Raw genomic sequence first — 18,727 nt, 5'->3', positions numbered from 1 at the left:
GATCTTCCAGCAAGTCAAAGCCTCTAGCCGTGGGTCAACCCCTCTGTTTTAGTGCGATTTAACGACACATCATGAAGGCACAATGTGCGTTATGACTGCCTCTTTAGGGAAGACTTTAAGCTTGGTACGGCGTAAGTATTTACTACTAGCTGCTAACAGTGAATTTTACCAAAACAAGGTTACCCATACAAGGCTTACTGCAAACAGCATCATCTCGCCTCAGTATTTATGCTAAGGTAGCCCGTGCATTTTGTGTAAAGAAAACCTGAAATTGACTCAATATTGACAGTTTTTGTGTTGGTGACTATGTAACTTATGGAGTGGAGGCATTACAGTTGGCTTTCCTACGACAACTGTAAAACAGGACTGGGCATAGCTTTACAATGTTACGCTAAGAGTGCTTTCGTCGGCTCTACGCGAGCATATCCCGAATCCAACAGTGGAATCGGCTTGTGGTGAAAGGGCGCGTTTTAGCAACAGATTAAAGTTTGGTTTGGAGATATTGAAGCAATGTACAGTCCTAGCGCGGCTACTAATTCCGCCAACACTACGGAATTTGGTAGTCGTATGTTTGTTTACGAAGTGGTTGGTCTACGTCAGAACGAAGAAACCGACAAGCTGAACTACCCGATTCGTCGAAGCGGTAGTGTGTTGATCACAGTACCCTACAGCCGCATGAATCAGGAGATGCAGCGCATTGCCCGTATGGGTGGAAAAATTGTTAGCATTCAGCCTCTAACTGCTGACAATGGTGTGAAGGTCGAAGCCGCACCAAAAGCTGAACCAGAAGCTAAACCAAAAGCTGAACCACAGCAAACCAAGTCAGAAGAGAAAGGCAAGTCCATGACTCAAGCAAAAGCGAAAACTGACATTCCCGTCAATATCTACCGGCCTAATGCTCCTTTTGTTGGTCGGTGTCTATCGAATGAAGAGCTAGTTAAGGAAGGTGGAATCGGCACTTGTCGCCATCTAACTTTCGACCTCTCTGGAGGAGATTTACGCTACCTAGAAGGTCAAAGTATTGGCATCATTCCAGCCGGAACAGATGACAAAGGCAAACCTCATAAGCTTCGGCTTTACTCAATCGCCTCAACTCGCCATGGTGACCATTTGGATGACAAGACTGTCTCCCTATGTGTCAGACAGCTAGAGTACAAGCATCCTGAAACAGGCGAAACTGTTTATGGCGTTTGCTCTACTTTCCTGTGCAATCTCAAGAAAGGAGATGAATTAAAAATCACGGGACCAGTGGGTAAGGAAATGTTGTTACCCGAAGACCCGGAAGCCAACATTATCATGATGGCAACGGGTACTGGAATTGCACCATTCCGGGCTTTCCTGTGGCGGATGTTCAAAGAGCAGAACGAAGATTACAAGTTCAAGGGTTTGGCTTGGTTGATCTTCGGTGTCGCTACTACTCCTAACATTCTTTACAAGGAACAGCTAGAGGAGTTGCAGCAGCAGTTCCCAGATAACTTCCGCGTTACCTATGCCATCAGCCGGGAACAGAAGAATGCTGAAGGCGGCAGAATGTACATCCAACATCGATGTGCCGAGAACGCTGAAGAACTCTGGAACCTGATGCAAAACGAGAAGACTCACGGCTTCATCTGCGGTTTAAAGGGTATGGAAGACGGCATTGATGCTGCGCTTTCCTCCGCTGCCGAAAAGCAAGGTGTGACCTGGTCTGAGTATCAAAAGCAAATGAAGAGAGCTGGTCGCTGGCACGTTGAAACCTACTAGGTTTATCTCGTCGTGTACTTAATCGGCAATTAGCCCTACTCAAATTTAATTGGCGCGTCTGCTCTTTAGGCTTCTGCTAAAAGATGCAGACGCGCTAATACTTTTGGGAGATAAATCGGTCAAATACTTGACAATTAGTCGTTTTTCATGTGTTTATAATCCCTGCTCTCAGCTGCCTTAAAAATGAGAGCAGCTTGCTTAGAGCATGAAAATTAAGTTAAATTTAGTTAAGATAACGTTACAAGTGCTTGTCTTCACCTTTATACAGCTCAAAACCCGACAGTTTTGATAAAACGATGGATAGGTAGTAAGAGTAAAGTTTTCTGTTCATTCAATTTTTTAGCTGGGCTTTGCTTGCCCCAATGGTTCTGTAAGGCTATTACCAGCGTGTATGACCAGTATTTAGAGGTAAATAACAGATGAAAATTTCTTGGAGAATAATATTACTTTGGACATTACCTGCCCTTGTTATTGGGTTTTTCCTCTGGCAGGGAACATTTTCTACCGCTGCCAGTGATATGGGTAAGAATACAGCTAGTACTCGCATGACCTATGGTCGCTTCTTGGAATACCTGGATGCTGGTCGAGTCACTAGTGTTGACCTCTATGATGCTGGTCGGACAGCAATTGTTGAAGCGGTCGATCCGGAACTGGATAACCGAGTGCAACGGCTACGAGTTGATCTGCCAACGAATGCCCCAGAATTAGTTGCCAAGCTAAGAGAGGCGGATATCACTCTGGATTCACATCCAATGCGGAATGATGGCGCAATCTGGGGATTGCTCGGAAATTTAATTTTTCCAATTCTCCTAATTGCTGGGCTGTTTTTCCTCTTCCGTCGTTCTAGCAACATCACAGGTGGCCCCGGTCAAGCGATGAACTTTGGTAAGTCACGCGCTCGGTTCCAGATGGAAGCGAAAACTGGTGTTTTGTTTGATGATGTGGCAGGGATTGAGGAAGCTAAAGAAGAACTACAAGAAGTTGTTACCTTCCTCAAACAGCCAGAACGCTTCACAGCCGTTGGCGCACGTATTCCTAAGGGTGTCCTCTTAGTTGGGCCTCCGGGTACAGGAAAAACTCTCCTGGCAAAAGCGATCGCAGGTGAAGCGGGAGTGCCTTTCTTCAGTATCTCCGGTTCAGAATTCGTTGAAATGTTCGTCGGTGTCGGTGCTTCCCGCGTCCGTGACTTGTTCAAGAAAGCCAAAGAAAACGCTCCTTGCCTCATCTTCATTGATGAAATTGACGCAGTTGGAAGACAGCGTGGCGCAGGTATCGGTGGGGGCAACGATGAAAGAGAGCAAACCCTGAACCAGTTGCTCACGGAGATGGACGGATTTGAAGGAAATACCGGGATTATCATCATCGCAGCGACTAACCGTCCTGATGTCTTGGATTCCGCCCTATTGCGTCCAGGACGCTTCGACCGCCAAGTGATGGTCGATGCGCCTGATATGAAAGGACGTATCGGTATTTTGGAAGTTCATGCTCGTAATAAAAAACTAGCGCCAGAAATCTCCATAGAAGCAATCGCACGGCGTACTCCTGGATTTACAGGTGCTGACTTAGCTAACCTGCTCAATGAAGCCGCAATTCTTACCGCCCGTCGCCGTAAAGAAGCGATTACGATGGCTGAAGTTGATGACGCTGTTGACCGCGTTGTAGCGGGGATGGAAGGCACTCCACTCGTAGATAGCAAGAGCAAGCGCTTAATTGCTTACCACGAAGTTGGACATGCGATCGTTGGTACTGTACTCAAAGACCATGATCCCGTACAAAAAGTTACCTTGATTCCTCGTGGACAAGCTCAGGGTTTGACCTGGTTTACTCCTAACGAAGAACAAGGCTTGATTACTCGCTCTCAACTCAAAGCTCGGATTAGTGGAGCTTTGGGAGGCAGAGCGGCAGAGGAAGAAATCTTTGGCGATTCTGAAGTGACAACGGGTGCTGGTGGTGACTTACAGCAAGTGACGGCAATGGCGCGGCAAATGGTAACGCGCTTTGGTATGTCAGACTTAGGCCCACTCTCCTTAGAAAGCCAGGAAGGAGAAGTATTCCTCGGTGCTGGTTTGACCTCAAGAGCAGAGTACTCAGAAAAAATTGCCACACGCATTGATAACCAAGTCCGCACTATTGTTGAGCATTGCCACGAAGATGCGCGGCGAATCATGCGGGAAAATCGTGTCGTGATTGACCGTCTGGTTGACCTCTTAATCGAGAAGGAAACCATTGATGGTGAAGAGTTCCGCCAGATTGTTGCAGAGTACACGGAGGTTCCTGAGAAGGAGCAATTCGTTCCTGTGCTCTAATCTCAAACACTTAAGTAAATAAGTCGATGGAGATGATAAAAATCATCTCCATTTTTTTGCTTAAAATCCTGTGTTTTCAAGCCTCTGGTTCAATTCCTGCTGCCCTAAGTTGTGCGGCTAATCGTTCGGCTCGTTCTGAACCCCACAGCAGTAGTTCTCCATTTTCATCCCACCAGCCTAACCAGTAGCCTGTGCGATTTTCCCTAGTTCCTTGCCATACTCCTAGGAATAACCCCATTTGGGCAATCCAGTAACGGTTATTGGCATCGGGGTTTTGTAGCTGATACTGTGCTGAACCATCCAACTGATAAACTTCCAGTTCCCCTGCATCCGGTTCAAAAATGACGTAGTTGGGAACCTCTAGAACTCGCTGGTAGAAAAACCACTTACTTGGGGGGTAGGTAGGCTTGCTGGAATATTCACCTCCTTCCAGTTAAGGCTGCGGCAAGGGACGGTTGATTGATGTTGTCCACTGGCTCATCGTCTAGAACGAAGTCATCTGGTAGCTTTTCCCAAGTAATTTCGTAGTTGGCGGTACTGGCTAACATGGTATGACTCTGTAGTTAAATCGTGCGTTTTACTGTAGTGCTTTGTGGTGCATGATGAAATTGTAAAAGCGATCGCCTTTTACACAGAGACGTAGAGGAGCAATCGCTTCCATCAACCTCTTCAACCTAACGTTTAGATACAATCAAATCAGGCTATATGTTAATTCAGGTGTAACATGACTGCACCAACAGAAATTCGCCAGAGAGCCAAGGAGTTAGTTGACCAACTACCGGGAGAATCCTTGGCTAAAGCACTTGAATTTTTAGAATCCTTGTGCAGCGAAGCGAATCAGACGAGCAAAGTAGCAGCCTCAAGGCAAGAAGAAGAGGCGTTACTACAAATTATTCAGCGCCGACTGCCACAAGACAACCAGATTAGACTGGCGTATCTGCGTCAGCGCAATGAGAGTGGAGAGATTACAGATACAGAGCATCAGGAGCTACTAACTTATGTAGACCAGATAGAGCGTCAAGATGCAGAACGAGCTGAGGCTTTAATTCAACTGGCTAAACTCCGAGATGTTCATTTGAAAACCCTAGTTAACGAGTTTTTGCCAGCCCATAAACTACCTGATGCCTTCTGAACGAGTACCTGGTGCAATCAGGCAAATTGTTGCGGCAAGGGCACGAGATTACTGCGAGTATTGTCGCTGTCCCGGTCAGTTTGCTACTGAAAGTTTCACGATTGAACACATAAAACCTCGTCAAGCTGGGGGCAAAACTACACTGGAGAACTTAGCCTGGAGTTGTTTTGGCTGTAACAGTCACAAGCATACCAAGATTAACGGCATTGACCCTGAAACAGATCAACAAGAATCGCTGTATAATCCCCGTCAGCAGGTTTGGACAGAGCATTTTGGTTGGAGCCGTGACTTTACTCAAGTGATTGGGAAAACACCCTGTGGAAGAGCAACGGTAGAAGCCCTACGCTTGAATCGCATTGGGGTGGTCAATTTGCGTCGTTTACTGTTTATGGCTAAACTGCATCCACCAGAGGAATCCTAGTTTCTCCAGAAATGATTTCCTATGGAGGAGTGGATAGATTAAGTTTTCTAGGAGGAAGTCTGTAGCTTTTGTCGGGTTTCTCTCGAATGCTGAGCAATCCTCTCATCGCCGCCAGTTGCTTTCTCTCTTCAACCAATGCGCGTTACCAACTGATTCACACGCGGTCTACCAAAGCGTTCCCAAGCACTACCACCGCGTAAGAAAAGCTCCATCCAACGTACAGGTTCTCCTTGAGCGATCGCCCAACCAGAACTTCCCGGAGCAAACGCTAGAGTCCCTTCCGGGACATCAAATGTACCGTCTGAGTACACCGCATCACTCACTACATCCCCAATCCGAATCACGACTTTAGTTTGGGGTTCCAAATCAATACTTGAGGCAGGAATCGTTGTTTTGATGTTCCCATAGCCATCAATCCAAGCAACTCTATCAGTTGGTGGGTCAGGGATTTGCTCAGGCTTCAGGGCTGTTCCCAAGAGGCTAAAGTCATCCTTAGCAATAGCAGCAGCAGCACCAGGAAATACATCCCGCGAACGGAACTGTGAGCCACCCCTAGAGACATTGACAATATGTAAGGCTTTTACTTGGTTTTTGATAAAGGAAAGTGTGTAACCCGCGTTGACACCAACGACCTTGACCCCATTCGGCAGTAGGGCATAAGTCAATCCCTCCCCTTCATTATCAGGTCTGGGTTCTGAGTCATCCTTGCGTGGGGCGCAATTGTGATAGATCAAGCGTTCTTCCGGGCCAGGATTCAGCCCAAGTTGAGCAATCCAAAACCCTGTTGCGAGGGTGCTAAACGGAGGGACTGAGAGTAAGTAAGTTTGGGATGAAGGCAATAGCCCAGTTAGACGCTGTGCGACCTCAGCAAACGCTGGGTCGCCTGTGCCGTAGTCAGCAATGAGGCAGATGAACATAGGGTGTTGGGTTGTAATAGCAAAAAACGGTAGAGAAGACTGACCTCCCTACCGTTTAATTTAAAGCTAACTGTTGATCGTTGCTTAACTCAAGTGAAGCTTCTTACTCAGCCGTTTGAGGTAAGAGTTCTCGCTTCTCACCAGGTAGAACCTTCACGTTGCCAGCCTCATCAACATCGACAATCGCGGTATCTCCATCTTTGATGCTACCGCTGAGGATTTGCTCAGCTAGAACATCTTCCAAGAGGCGCATGATTGCTCGACGCAGGGGACGGGCACCGTAGCTGGGGCTGTAACCCTCTTCCACCAACCGATCTTTGAACTTGTCGGTCACTTTCAACGTAATACCCTGTTCTGTGAGGCGACCAAAGACCTCGTTGAGCATGATCTCGGAGATTTCCTTCACCTCATCCTTCGTCAACTGGCGGAAGACGATAATTTCATCCAGACGGTTGAGGAATTCTGGGCGGAAGTACTGCTTGAGTTCTTCGTTGACTAGTGAACGGATACGGTTGTACTGAGACTCGGCAAGGTTTTCGCCAAACTCGAAGCCAAGACCACCGCCACCTTTCTCAATCACCTTAGAGCCAATGTTTGAGGTCATAATCAGCAGGGTGTTCTTGAAGTCCACTGTCCGACCCTTAGCATCGGTGAGACGCCCGTCTTCAAGGATTTGCAGCAGCATGTTGAAGACATCGGGGTGCGCTTTTTCGATTTCATCGAACAGTACCACGGTATAAGGACGACGGCGAACTGCTTCGGTTAGCTGACCACCTTCGTTGTAGCCCACATATCCTGGAGGTGAACCAATCAGCTTAGAAACTGTATGGCGCTCCATGTATTCCGACATATCCAAGCGAATCATCGCCTCTTCGGAACCGAAGAAGTAAGACGCTAAGGACTTCGCCAATTCTGTCTTACCAACCCCGGTAGGACCAGAGAAGATAAAGCTAGCAATGGGTCGGTTGGGGTTCTTTAAGCCTACCCGTGCCCGACGAATCGCCCGCGAGACAGCTTTAACGGCATCCTCTTGACCAATCAGCCGCTGATGCAAGGTATCTTCCATGTGCAGCAGCTTCTCAGACTCAGACTCGGTGAGCTTGTTCACCGGAACACCTGTCCAAGAGGCAACAATGTGGGCGATGTCTTCCTCATTAACAACAGGAGAAGCATCTTCGGCACCCACTTCAGTCTTTTTGCTTTGTGCGATCGCGCGAATTTCGGCTTTGATTTCCATTTCGCGATCGCGCAATTCCCCAGCCTTATCAAAGTCTTGGGAACGAACCGCATCGTCCTTATCCTTCAGCACTTGACGCAGTTCCTTATCCAACTCCTTCGCCGCTGGTGGCAACTGGGAGTTGATCAAGCGAACTCGGCTTCCAGCCTCATCCACCAAGTCAATTGCCTTATCAGGTAAAAAGCGGTCAGAGATATAACGATCTGAAAGCTTCGCTGCCGCTTCTAGGGCTTCATCTAAGATTTTGAGCTTGTGGTGCTGCTCGTAGCGTTCGCGTAAACCGTAGAGAATCTCAATCGTCTCTTCGACCGACGGTTCACCAACCATTACAGGCTGGAAACGACGCTCCAGTGCGGCATCCCGTTCAATATGCTTGCGGTATTCATCCAGCGTCGTCGCACCGATGCACTGGAGTTCACCCCTTGCCAATGCCGGCTTCAGAATGTTGGCGGCATCAATCGCACCTTCCGCCGCACCCGCACCAATCAGAGTATGAACTTCGTCAATGACTAGGATGACGTTCCCAGCTTGACGAATCTCATCCATGATTTTCTTCAAGCGCTCTTCAAACTCGCCTCGATACTTGGTGCCAGCAACTAGCAAACCAATATCCAGAGTAACGACCCGCTTTTCTTCGAGGATGTCGGGTACGTCATTGTTAGCAATCCGCTGAGCCAATCCTTCTGCGATCGCTGTTTTACCAACCCCAGGTTCTCCAATCAACACGGGGTTGTTCTTCGTGCGGCGTCCCAAAATTTGGATTACCCGCTCAATTTCCTTAGCACGCCCGACCACCGGGTCAAGCTTGCCTTCGGACGCCATCACCGTCAAATTCGAGCCAAATTCATCGAGTGTCGGTGTCTTAGTGCGCCCACTCGTAGCTCCGGCTGAGACTTCTGCCGTCTCACCGAGCATCCGAATCACTTGTGTTCTTACCTTGGTCAGATCGACTCCCAAGTTTTCCAACACTCTAGCGGCGACTCCTTCTCCTTCCCGGATTAACCCCAGAAGCAGATGTTCCGTGCCGATGTAGTTGTGCCCCAGTTGGCGAGCTTCTTCTAGAGAAAGCTCTAGAACCCTCTTGGCTCTGGGGGTGAACGGAATTTCTACCGCAACGAAGCCGGAACCCCTGCCGATGATTTTCTCTACTTCAATTCGAGCGTCTTTGAGATTGACACCCATCGACTTGAGGACTTTGGCGGCGACGCCCGTCCCTTCCCCAATCAAACCCAGGAGAATTTGCTCCGTGCCGACAAAGTTGTGCCCCAGGCGACGTGCCTCTTCCTGGGCCAGCATGATCACCTTAATGGCTTTTTCTGTAAAGCGTTCAAACATGGCGTAATTCCATCACCTGTTGCGTGCCCGTGTAAGCTGATTTTAGCATAGGGCAATTCTCCGGCTGTCTGTTTTACGACAACCGGATGCAATGATTTTGGTTGGGATTTCCCTACCTAATCAGTGGGGATCTTTGGGAATGTAGGTTTTTGCCTTAGGGATTAGCTAACTCTTTAGGGATGCTCATCTCGCTTGACTAGTAGTCATTTGAGCCTCCTTGTAGAGGGCGAAGTCTTTGAGTAAACAAGTGCTGGTTTGATACCCTAGCTTGCCTCCTCAATGGCTTCGTCTGTCCACAGTTGCCAATCCCATAAAGTGAGTTGACGCTCTACTTGTTGGTAACAATTGGTAAGAATTTCCTCAAATTCCTGCGCTTGCAGACCGCCGCGCCAGAGAATTAGAGCATCTTCCCCCGTGTCTTTGTAGTAACGTCTGCGTCGTCCAGCTTCAGTAAAGCCAAACTTGTGATAAAGAGACAATGCTGCTTGATTCGATGGCTTCACCTCCAAGGTTGCCCACTCCAACTGACGTTTTTTAGCATCCCGAAGCAAAGCATACAGCATTAATTGACCCAGCCCTTGACGCTGGTAGTTTGGATGCACCGCAAGAATTGTAATATGAGCCTCCTCTAAAATCGACCAGTAACAACCTAATCCCAGTAAGGATTTTTGAGAGGTCGGGTCGGCTTCAATCTCTGCCTTGAGCGAGTTTTGAGTAAAGCTTTCAGACGATACGATTGGGAATCCGGATTCCTTGGTCTCTCGCCGCGCTTCTAAAACCAGCAACTGACTGCTGGGACTATCCAACTCTCGCTCGTAACCCGATCGCGTCCAAAGTCCGCCAAAGCACAGTTCGTCTAGTTTCACGACTGCGCTCAGCTCTGCTGCTGTTAGCGGATGGAGTTCTAAGAAAGTCACAGCCCTCAATTGTACACTGATTAAGGAGACCCAAGGCGGAGCATCTTTGTCGGCTCATCGCCAGTTCCGCCTTTAAAGCCAACCAAGGAAAACAAATACATTATGCGATCGACTTTCTCTGCCCAGGTGCAAAATACTGGATGTCAGTATCTCTCCTCACCCACTAGTCCACTCTCTGAGCGTTCACCCAATCAGGAACTGCTACCTCTGTCGGCTAAAGTCAACAGCAATGACTGCTTGGAAATTGGTTGCTGTGATGTGAAGACGTTGGTAGAGCAATTTGGTTCCCCTCTCTATATTTTAGATGAGGTAACCCTAAGAACGGCTTGTCGCCAGTACCGCGATGCCTTTGCTCGTTACTACACAGGGGAATCACTTGTCCTCTATGCTTCCAAAGCTTGGAGTTGTCTTGCCGTTTGTGCGATCGCTTCTTCAGAAGGCTTGGGGATCGATGTGGTTTCAGGCGGTGAACTCTATACGGCAATCAAAGCAGGTGTCAGTGCTGAGAAGCTCTATTTCCACGGCAATAACAAATCAATCGCTGAACTGGAGTTAGCGATCAAGAGCGGTTGCACCATTGTGGTGGATAACTGGCTAGAGTTACAGACTTTGGCAGACATTGCCGGGACGTTCCAAGAGCAACCGCTTCGGATTATGCTGCGGCTGACTCCAGGGATCGAGTGTCACACTCATGAGTACATTCGCACGGGACACCTCGATAGTAAGTTTGGTTTTGATCCCAACGCCTTAGACGATGTTTTTGCCTTTATTAGCCAACACCCAATCCTGAACTGCATTGGCTTACACGCTCATATTGGTTCTCAAATTTTTGAGAGGCAACCTCACAGAGATTTGGCGGGTGTTCTTGTAGATTCTCTGAATAAAGCCTCGCGCTACGGGTTGCGAATTCAAGAGTTAAATGTTGGGGGTGGTTTGGGGATTCGTTATACAGAATCAGATGATCCCCCAAGTATTGACGAGTGGGTAAAAGGGGTTTGTGAAGCGCTTGTCGCCGTTTGTGAGGAGCAGCAGTTGCCCTTACCGAAGCTTCTCGCTGAGCCAGGGCGATCGCTTATTGGACCAGCCTGTGTCACTGCCTATACATTGGGTAGCCGTAAGATCATTCCCGAAATGCGAACCTACTTGGCTGTTGATGGCGGGATGTCCGATAATCCTCGTCCAATTACCTACCAGTCGGTATATCGCGCTGTTGTTGCTAATCGGATGTCAGATGCCCTCACAGAAACCGTTACCATTGCGGGCAAACACTGCGAATCGGGAGATATTCTCATCAAAGAAGCAATCGTGCCTCAAACAGAGCCAGGAGATATCTTTGTTGTAATGGGCACCGGAGCCTACAATTACAGCATGGCATCTAACTACAATCGTCTACCTCGACCAGCAGCGGTGTTAGTAAATGAGGGGGAAGCTCAGCTAATTTTGGAGCGAGAAACCTACGATGATTTAATTCGGCAGGATCGTTTACCAAAACGACTGACCTAAATCGGTTTGTGGAGGCAGCGCCAGACTTTCTTGAGCATGTCTCAGGGGGCATAGTCCAATCAAGTTAGAAGCTACTCTTGAACTGTAAAACGTTAAGAGAGGTGTTCGAGGTTTGTAAAGCTTGTGTCAAGAAAGGGCGCGATCGCAAAATTAACTTGTGGCGAGTGTAAAAATCTATAAGCAGCTCAATCGTATTGCCAACGGTTAATGCCTAAGGAACGTGGATTAGATAATTCAGGACTTACGCACGGCAACACACTGTAAGGGCACACGCAATGCGCCTTGCTCCTACGACAGAACCAGGCTTTAACGATTCACTGTGTAAGTCCTGTAATTGGCAAAATTCAAAACCTGTAGGGGCATTGCCCTGTCCTGCCCCTAACCAAGGAATTGAAGGTTAATAAATCCATACTCCTAAGCCGTTAGGTATAAATCAAAACAACAGTATGTTTTGTGGTTATTGGTTGCAGGTTGGAGAGTGGTAGATTAAAAAGTCTTGTAATAAAGACGTTTTAGCCATTTGCTCCAACTTGTTCAAGACCTAAAAACTAATTAGGAACAATCTCCTTAACTGATATTGATTTATACCTACCGACTGAATACCTAACAACTGGCGGCTTTATCCCGCTAAAATCAAGCCAGAATCAAGCATCCAAATAGCTAATTTTATTAAAGTCCAATGCCCCCGTCGTCATTGCCGCCGTCGTCGGGACCTGTTTCTGACCCCAGCTGGGCACAGTCCTTGTTGCTTCACAGCATCGATGTTGGATTGGTTCTGGCGCTCACTTATCTGGTACTCCTGATCATTGGGGAACGCCGCACCTTGTGGATGGTTCGGGGTTTAATTGTCCTAATGTTGGCAGCAGCGCTCAGTAATCGTCTAGGGCTGACGCTGTTGAGTTTTGTGCTAGAAAAGTTGGTGGTTGGTTCAGCCGTGGCAATGGCTGTAATATTCCAATCAGAGTTTCGCCGCTTTCTAGAACAAGTAGGGCGGGGAGAAATCGTACACTTGTTTCAAGCGAGGCGACGCCCAAATCCAAAACCAGACAGTGTAATTGATGAAATTGTGGACGCTGTCAAAGAATTATCCCAAAATCGGGTAGGCGCTCTGATGATAATGGAGACGAGTGGTCCGATTGATGAGCGGGATGTTTCAGTACCGGGTGTTCAGCTTAATGCTGAGATTTCTAAAGAGCTGCTACAGACAATTTTCCAGACATCTACACTGTTACACGATGGGGCAGTCTTGATTCGTGATTCTCGTGTGGCTGCTGCTGGTGTAATTTTACCCCTTTCAGACCGCACGGCTTCGCGGCGACTGGGAACCCGACATCGAGCAGCAATGGGAATTACAGAGCGTGTCGAAAACTGCCTTTGTATAGTTGTATCTGAAGAGACAGGTTCAATTTCTTTGGCGGAAAGGGGAACTCTAAACCGACCATTAACCAGCAGTAAATTGAAAGAATTGCTAGAGGCGAGATTTTCGACCGCTGTTGACCGTGAGGCAGTCGCTCCAGGGTTACGCAGTTTTGGTCGCCAAATTAAGTCTAAGGGAAGGAGAATGGTTTTGCGTTTACTCCGTCTTCCGTCATCAACTTCTCAAGAGAAGAAATGACTTATATGCCAACTATCTTACAAGAATTACCAAGTGACCTTGACCAAGACCGTTTGCCCAGGCATGTGGCGGTGATTATGGATGGAAATGGGCGCTGGGCTAAACGTAAAGGTCTACCCCGAATTATGGGTCACCGACAAGGGGTAGATGCCCTCAAAGGGTTGCTACGGTGCTGCAATGACTGGGGAATTCAAGCCCTCACCGCTTATGCATTTTCTACAGAGAACTGGGGACGTCCACATGAAGAGGTTGATTTCTTAATGACGCTGTTTGAGCGGGTGTTGGTGCGAGAACTCCAGGAGATGATGAAGGAGAATGTGCGGATTCAGTTTGTCGGGAACTTAGCGGATTTGCCCCGAAGTCTCCAGGAACAAATTGAGCGCTCAATGCAGGAAACGAAGAATAATCGTGGCATTCAGTTTACTGTTGCCACCAACTATGGAGGACGGCAGGAAATCTTGCACGCTGCCCGTGCGATCGCAACACAAGTCCAGCAAGGTCACCTCCAACCGGATGAGATTGACGAGGCGCTGTTTTCACGTCACCTCTATACAGCCAATGTGTGTGACCCTGATTTGCTCATCCGCACCAGTGGAGAGATGCGCCTCTCGAACTTTCTGCTTTGGCAAATGGCTTATGCTGAACTCTATATCACAGATGCCCTTTGGCCAGATTTTGACCGGGTGCAGTTTCATCAGGCTTTGTCTGCCTATCAGCAACGCGATCGCCGATTTGGAAAAGTGTGAAAATTTTAGATGCAGTAGCTCTAATGGAGCTGATCCGCTAACAGATTTGGGATTTTGGATTACAAGGTTACTGATAAAGTCCGCAAATTTTTGGCTTTAACCCACTAACCCAATCCAAAATCAAAAATCTAATCAAGGACCAGAGAAAACTGCCGCTTCTACATCCTCACGAGTCAGAGAGTACTTGAAGGAGCGTAAAATATCCCGCTTACCTTCACCTGCCTCAAGATATCGTACTGTTAGCTCTTCAACTTCCAGACAGAGTTCTGCTTTCCAATCTGGTCGCTCAACGCGCCAGCAGTGTAAATCATTACGGTCTTGTTCACACCCCTGTGCTTGTAGCCACTGCTCTATTTCATGAAGAGGATGGTTATATAAAGGGGTGTCAGCTAACGGAAGAGTCATAGGGAGTTAAGAGTTATAAATTTTTGGTACAAGAGACGAGGAATCATGTCTAGCTGTAGTCAGAGGTTGCTTCTTGTCAGACGGCTTATAGAGTGATACCTATCGACGTACTTGATTCAGAAATTATTGGCGCTTTGGTTGTCAACAACGGTTTTTCTGAGAGTGGCTGAAGTTCAACATTATTGATTGGTATCCTCTGCTGTCGTTGAGTTGGTGAGGGATTACTGTTAGGTTGAGAGACTTGGAAAGCTGAATCCCCTCGTGTTAGACCAATCGCGATCGCTAGTAGTAAGCAACCTACAAACGTTAAGCCGAGAATGAATAGTGCGAAAAGCTCACCAGGCGAGAGAGGTCGGTCAGTTGGGTCAAGGTAAGCCGAAGACTTGTAGACTCGCTTAGGTTGTCTAACTGGATCATCTAAGCCTGGAGGGGCTTGAATCACATTTAGCCTTGAGTAGCCAATCTTCTGGTCATACAGCACTCGCCGCTCTGGACTACTCAATGTAGCATAAGCTTCGTTAAGCTGTTGAAATTTAGAAGTTGCCGTTGCAGCGGGGAGGTCAGTTGTATCAGGATGATAGCGCTTACTGAGTTCCCGATAGGCACGTCGAATTTCCAGCGGTGAGGCACTAGGATGTAACCCCATTAGCGCGTAATAACTCGTTGAATTTGAGGTTACGCGCTCCCTGATTGTTTGTCTTACCCGATCTTGAGCCACCGCACTTCCAGCCTGCCTCTGTTTAAAGGGTTTCTGATCATTCTAAGCGAAGCGAAGAGGGGGCGCTACGTTAGCAAGCTGGCTTCTTTTCGAGCAAGAGCGCACACAGGCTTTTGAAAAAGAGCATTCAACTCTTATCAGTTCTCAATCTCGTTTTTCAGTTGTTGAAACTGATGAGTGAGTGCCTCCAGTTGTTTCTCCAGTTCTTGAAGTCGCTGCCGAGGATTGGTCAATTGTGCTTCGACATTGGCATTAGGGGAAGAGTGACGGGTCAGAGAAGTCTTGCGTTTTGCCTTGAGTTCTGCCTCCATCCCAGAATCAGTGAATGTTACCCGTTCTACTTCATCGAGTGTGGTGTAGCCTTGTTGCACAAGGTTTAAGCTGTAGCTTAATAATGTTGTCATTCCCTCGTCCATTGCGGCTTCCTTAATCTGCTCTGTAGGAACGCCTTCGATGATTAAAGTTTCGATGCGATCGCTAACGCGCATGATTTCATAAACGGCAACACGTCCTTTGTAGCCATAGCCGTTACACTGTTGGCAAAGTTTACCAGTGGCTCTAGCTTCATTGATTTCCTCAGGTCGCAGCGTATTAGCTTTATACAAGGTCACTTCCTCTTCACTCGCAGGAGACAAACCAAATCTCGTCAGTTCAGCCGCACTGGGATGATAAGAAGTACGACAATTGGAACAAACACGCCGCATCAAACGTTGCGAGATGATGCCAATCAGCGCATCAGCAAGCATGAAGGATTCAACGCCCATTTTGACTAAACGTGCGATCGCACTAGCCGTATCCTTCGCATGTAGGACTGTTAGGACTAAATGTCCTGTAACAGCCGCTTCAATCGCTGTTTTCGCTGTTTCTTTGTCCCGTGTCTCACCCACCAGAATCACATCTGGATCTTGCCGCAGAAATGACTGGAGAATCGAGGCAAAGTCCATGCCCTTTTCTCGCACCACCTGCACCTGAGTAATTCCTGGTAAAGAATACTCAATCGGGTCTTCAGCCGTACTGATATTGACTCCAGGGTCATTCCGTTCTGCCAGCATCGAGTATAGAGTTGTTGATTTCCCAGAACCAGTTGGTCCCGTCACCAAGATGAGTCCAAATGGTTTGTGTACTATTTCTCTGACCATTTGCAACGTTTCCTCATCTGTAATCAACTTATCCAAACCTAGCTGCGTGGTGGAGTTGTCCAAAATCCGCAAAACGACTTTCTCACCATAGCGGCTGGGTAGGGTACTGACCCGAAAGTCCACTTTGCGACCTTGGAACATCCGCCGGATTTTCCCGTCTTGGGGCAGTCGTCGTTCCGCAATGTCCAAATCCGCCATAATTTTGAATCGGGCGGCAATCGCTGCCGTGATTTTCTTGGGTAAATCAAACGCTTGGTGCAGCACGCCATCTTTACGGAAGCGAATGCGTAAAGAATTTTCCTGAGGTTCAACGTGAATGTCAGACACATCCTCTTGCAGTGCCTTCGCCATGATTTTGTTAACCATATTGATTACCGAGGCACCAGAGGCATCATTCCAAGAGGAATCCAGATCCACCTCAACTTCATCTGGTGTATTCTGCAACATGTTAAAACTTTCAATGTCTTCTTTAACGTCTACCGCTTTTTCAACCTCCAGTTGCCTCTGACGGGCAAGGTGTTCATCAAGGTACTTAGAAATTAGCTGCTGATAATCTTCTTGAGTAATCACCATCCGTTGCAACCCAATCCCCTGAGGTCGCAGAATCCGAGTTAAATCATCCTGGGCATCTAGATTATCGGGGTCAACCATTGCCACCAAGATAGCTGGTGGCTGTGTTTCCTTCTTCGCTATGGGTAATAGTCGATAGCGACTACAGATATCAATGGGAATGAATGTATCGATCAGTTGAGCAACTTGATGCCAGATAATCTCCTGAGTTTCTAAATCTACAAATTCAACACCATAAAGAATTTTTAGTTCAAACAGCAGTTGTTTTTTAGACTCGCGCAGTAAGTCAGGTGGAAATTGATGCCCAGTTATCGACTCAAGACTTTCCATCAACGGTCTTCCTGACTTACGGGATTCTGTTAAGGCTTGCTGCATCTGGTCAGGGTTCACATAACCCGACTGAATCAATTTTTCGGCAAAGGAAGAAGAAGAACAAGAAAAGTCATGCAGTAGATGGTGTTGTAGATGCGCTGGCAGAGGTTGCTGGGTAATGGATTCGAGGACTTCTATTAAAGAGAGACCACCTTGTGCTATCGATCTGCCTGATTTCTGAAATTTTGCGATCGCCTGCCGCATCTGAGTGGGGTTAACATAGCCTGACTGAGTTAATATTTTCGCAACAGGAGAAAAATAACTGGGTACAGACATGGCATCAGGCTAACTTGATGGTATAGTCCCATGCTGCATCATAGTTTTGCCAATCGTAGCAGGACTAAGGAATGTCGATTAAATAATTTACAAAATTCAAAACCTGATAGCTAACTGGAATTAGCCGCTTTATGGAACTGTCTCCAAACTAGAATTGCCTAGTGATGATGAACTACGCCACAAATAGCTGAAAGCGTAGCCAATCTAGTACATAAGAATCTGTTCTACTCAATAGACTCATTGGAGAAATGTCTATCTTCATTCCAAGAGAACAGGTCATTACCAACCTGTACTAGCCTCTGATCCTTGTCAAATCTAATCTGAATCAGATTAGTCATCCCAAGGTTTAAAGTGCCGGACATCCATGAGCTACCTTGAGGGTTTTTGAACCAAAGCTTGTGAACTCCAGGTGAAAGGTGAATAGTCTGCTTGGTCTGACTGCCGTTGAAGGCAAGCTCCTGTTTACCATTCACGCCTTCAATTAAAACTGTCACCTGATCATTCGTGAGAGAAACAAAATCGACCCTGATGCTGCTTACGGTTGAGGCTGGACTTCCAGTTACAGTTGGATAAAAATGCTGCCAATCCTCTGGTTGCCAGTGCAATCGAACATCTGGATAAACATACTGCCGATTCTGATACTGCCAATTCGCCAGTTCCCAGTACGAACGAACAGCTTGCCGTTGTTGCCGTTGCTCTATGACTTCTGTACGAGCATCTTGTCGAACATCTTGAAGTTGTTGGCGTTGCTCTGTGACTTCCCGCTGAGCCTCTTGAAGTTGTTGACGTTGCTCTGTACGCTCTTGGCGAGCATCCTGCGGAATATCTTGAAGTTGTTGACGTTGCTCTGTGCGCTCTTGACGAGCCTCTTGAAGTTGTTGACGTTGCTCTGTGAGTTCCTGGCGAGTCTCCTGCGGAATATCTAGCGGTTGTTGGCGTTGCTGTATGACTTCCTGGTGAGCTTCTTGAAGTTGTTGGCGTTGCTGTATGACTTCCTGGCGAGCCTCTTGCAGTTGTTGTCGTTGCTCTATTCGTTCTTGGGGGGCATCTTGCGGAATATCTTGAAGTTGTTGTCGTTGTTCTATGACTTCCTGACGAGCCTCTTGAAGTTGTTGGCGTTGCTCTCTACGTTCTTGCCTAGCTTCCTTCACATCAGCTCCGCTCCTGTCACACTTTTGGCATTGCTTATTTTCCAGCAGTTGTGCAGCATGAACAGGACTTCTTGCTTTAGCCGGAGCAGCTAGAGCGATCGCGAACAGCACTGCTGTAGTCACCACAATTTCAATTCTCATACTGTTTGCCTAGAAGAAGATTAAAAGTTGGTATATAAATTCTATAAATTAAGAATAGATTGATGCTATCCGTACAGAAGTAA

At 47.4% G+C, this 18,727-nt stretch carries 14 protein-coding genes and 1 pseudogene; 7 read left to right on the top strand and 8 right to left on the bottom strand.

What is annotated here, in order from left to right; translation table 11 throughout:
• The first annotated feature begins 510 nt into the window (after positions 1 to 510).
• Together petH and ftsH2 are read left to right on the top strand one after the other, a co-directional pair.
• Entirely contained in the window at positions 511 to 1,743 is a 1,233-nt protein-coding gene (petH, locus tag H6F98_RS06990) for a ferredoxin--NADP reductase (protein WP_192217945.1), read from the top strand.
• A 419-nt stretch (positions 1,744 to 2,162) separates the two neighbouring features.
• Complete coding sequence (gene ftsH2, locus H6F98_RS06985; RefSeq protein WP_192217944.1) at positions 2,163 to 4,049, top strand: ATP-dependent zinc metalloprotease FtsH2; 1,887 nt, start codon at positions 2,163 to 2,165, stop codon at positions 4,047 to 4,049.
• A gap of 76 nt (positions 4,050 to 4,125) precedes the next feature.
• On the opposite strand, the pseudogene H6F98_RS06980 reads toward ftsH2, so the two are convergent.
• A pseudogene (locus H6F98_RS06980) lies at positions 4,126 to 4,597 on the bottom strand (hypothetical protein).
• A 176-nt stretch (positions 4,598 to 4,773) separates the two neighbouring features.
• On the opposite strand from H6F98_RS06980, the gene H6F98_RS06975 reads away from it, so the two are divergent.
• Together H6F98_RS06975 and H6F98_RS06970 are read left to right on the top strand one after the other, a co-directional pair.
• Entirely contained in the window at positions 4,774 to 5,181 is a 408-nt protein-coding gene (locus tag H6F98_RS06975) for a hypothetical protein (protein ID WP_192217943.1), read from the top strand.
• Positions 5,171 to 5,602 carry an HNH endonuclease gene (locus H6F98_RS06970; protein WP_192217942.1) on the top strand — a complete coding sequence of 144 codons (432 nt, stop codon included), beginning with the start codon at positions 5,171 to 5,173 and terminating at the stop codon, positions 5,600 to 5,602. Before H6F98_RS06975 ends, H6F98_RS06970 begins: the two co-directional genes overlap by 11 nt.
• Positions 5,603 to 5,730: 128 nt before the next feature.
• Here H6F98_RS06970 and H6F98_RS06965 read toward each other — a convergent pair whose 3' ends face one another.
• The 3 genes from H6F98_RS06965 to rimI form a co-directional block, all read right to left on the bottom strand.
• Positions 5,731 to 6,519 (bottom strand): S-adenosyl-l-methionine hydroxide adenosyltransferase family protein, encoded by a 789-nt coding sequence (locus H6F98_RS06965; RefSeq protein WP_192217941.1) that lies wholly within the window; start codon positions 6,517 to 6,519, stop codon positions 5,731 to 5,733.
• A gap of 103 nt (positions 6,520 to 6,622) precedes the next feature.
• Complete coding sequence (locus tag H6F98_RS06960; RefSeq protein WP_192217940.1) at positions 6,623 to 9,091, bottom strand: ATP-dependent Clp protease ATP-binding subunit; 2,469 nt, start codon at positions 9,089 to 9,091, stop codon at positions 6,623 to 6,625.
• Between the two features lie 263 nt (positions 9,092 to 9,354).
• Positions 9,355 to 10,008 (bottom strand): ribosomal protein S18-alanine N-acetyltransferase, encoded by a 654-nt coding sequence (rimI, locus tag H6F98_RS06955; RefSeq protein WP_192217939.1) that lies wholly within the window; start codon positions 10,006 to 10,008, stop codon positions 9,355 to 9,357.
• 102 nt (positions 10,009 to 10,110) lie between these two features.
• On the opposite strand from rimI, the gene lysA reads away from it, so the two are divergent.
• The 3 genes from lysA to H6F98_RS06940 all read left to right on the top strand — a co-directional run bounded on the left by lysA (position 10,111) and on the right by H6F98_RS06940 (position 13,872).
• Positions 10,111 to 11,511 (top strand): diaminopimelate decarboxylase, encoded by a 1,401-nt coding sequence (gene lysA, locus H6F98_RS06950; protein ID WP_192217938.1) that lies wholly within the window; start codon positions 10,111 to 10,113, stop codon positions 11,509 to 11,511.
• Positions 11,512 to 12,190: 679 nt separating this feature from the next.
• The gene (gene cdaA / locus H6F98_RS06945; protein WP_192217937.1) at positions 12,191 to 13,126 is read left to right on the top strand and encodes a diadenylate cyclase CdaA; all 936 of its coding nucleotides are present in this window, start codon (positions 12,191 to 12,193) and stop codon (positions 13,124 to 13,126) included.
• A 5-nt stretch (positions 13,127 to 13,131) separates the two neighbouring features.
• Positions 13,132 to 13,872 carry an isoprenyl transferase gene (locus H6F98_RS06940; protein ID WP_396810889.1) on the top strand — a complete coding sequence of 247 codons (741 nt, stop codon included), beginning with the start codon at positions 13,132 to 13,134 and terminating at the stop codon, positions 13,870 to 13,872.
• A gap of 132 nt (positions 13,873 to 14,004) precedes the next feature.
• On the opposite strand, the gene H6F98_RS06935 is transcribed toward H6F98_RS06940, so the two are convergent.
• The 4 genes from H6F98_RS06935 to H6F98_RS06920 form a co-directional block, all read right to left on the bottom strand.
• Entirely contained in the window at positions 14,005 to 14,277 is a 273-nt protein-coding gene (locus H6F98_RS06935; protein ID WP_192217935.1) for a DUF3143 domain-containing protein, read from the bottom strand.
• 85 nt (positions 14,278 to 14,362) lie between these two features.
• A complete protein-coding gene (locus H6F98_RS06930) occupies positions 14,363 to 14,923 on the bottom strand; it encodes a J domain-containing protein (RefSeq protein ID WP_192217934.1) in 561 nt (186 codons plus the stop codon).
• A gap of 209 nt (positions 14,924 to 15,132) precedes the next feature.
• Positions 15,133 to 17,352 carry a GspE/PulE family protein gene (locus H6F98_RS06925; protein ID WP_242058422.1) on the bottom strand — a complete coding sequence of 740 codons (2,220 nt, stop codon included), beginning with the start codon at positions 17,350 to 17,352 and terminating at the stop codon, positions 15,133 to 15,135.
• Between the two features lie 224 nt (positions 17,353 to 17,576).
• On the bottom strand, positions 17,577 to 18,644 hold the full coding sequence (locus H6F98_RS06920) for a hypothetical protein (protein ID WP_192217933.1): 1,068 nt from the start codon (positions 18,642 to 18,644) through the stop codon (positions 17,577 to 17,579).
• Positions 18,645 to 18,727 lie beyond the last annotated feature (83 nt).

Origin of the sequence: Microcoleus sp. FACHB-SPT15, from assembly GCF_014849525.1 — a bacterium.
Taxonomy (GTDB): Bacteria; Cyanobacteriota; Cyanobacteriia; order Cyanobacteriales; family Coleofasciculaceae; genus Symplocastrum; species Symplocastrum torsivum.
The sequence above is the reverse complement of the archived record's forward strand: the minus strand, read 5'-3'. Positions and strand labels throughout refer to the sequence as shown.

What these genes read in the sequence shown, in the direction of transcription:
- petH (WP_192217945.1), top strand. Translation starts at nt 511, where the DNA reads ATGTACAGTCCTAGCGCGGCTACTAATTCCGCCAACACTACGGAATTT.
- ftsH2 (WP_192217944.1), top strand. Translation starts at nt 2,163, where the DNA reads ATGAAAATTTCTTGGAGAATAATATTACTTTGGACATTACCTGCCCTT.
- H6F98_RS06975 (WP_192217943.1), top strand. Translation starts at nt 4,774, where the DNA reads ATGACTGCACCAACAGAAATTCGCCAGAGAGCCAAGGAGTTAGTTGAC.
- H6F98_RS06970 (WP_192217942.1), top strand. Translation starts at nt 5,171, where the DNA reads ATGCCTTCTGAACGAGTACCTGGTGCAATCAGGCAAATTGTTGCGGCA.
- H6F98_RS06965 (WP_192217941.1), bottom strand. Translation starts at nt 6,519, where the DNA reads ATGTTCATCTGCCTCATTGCTGACTACGGCACAGGCGACCCAGCGTTT.
- H6F98_RS06960 (WP_192217940.1), bottom strand. Translation starts at nt 9,091, where the DNA reads ATGTTTGAACGCTTTACAGAAAAAGCCATTAAGGTGATCATGCTGGCC.
- lysA (WP_192217938.1), top strand. Translation starts at nt 10,111, where the DNA reads ATGCGATCGACTTTCTCTGCCCAGGTGCAAAATACTGGATGTCAGTAT.
- cdaA (WP_192217937.1), top strand. Translation starts at nt 12,191, where the DNA reads ATGCCCCCGTCGTCATTGCCGCCGTCGTCGGGACCTGTTTCTGACCCC.
- H6F98_RS06940 (WP_396810889.1), top strand. Translation starts at nt 13,132, where the DNA reads ATGCCAACTATCTTACAAGAATTACCAAGTGACCTTGACCAAGACCGT.
- H6F98_RS06935 (WP_192217935.1), bottom strand. Translation starts at nt 14,277, where the DNA reads ATGACTCTTCCGTTAGCTGACACCCCTTTATATAACCATCCTCTTCAT.
- H6F98_RS06930 (WP_192217934.1), bottom strand. Translation starts at nt 14,923, where the DNA reads ATGGGGTTACATCCTAGTGCCTCACCGCTGGAAATTCGACGTGCCTAT.
- H6F98_RS06925 (WP_242058422.1), bottom strand. Translation starts at nt 17,352, where the DNA reads ATGTCTGTACCCAGTTATTTTTCTCCTGTTGCGAAAATATTAACTCAG.
- H6F98_RS06920 (WP_192217933.1), bottom strand. Translation starts at nt 18,644, where the DNA reads ATGAGAATTGAAATTGTGGTGACTACAGCAGTGCTGTTCGCGATCGCT.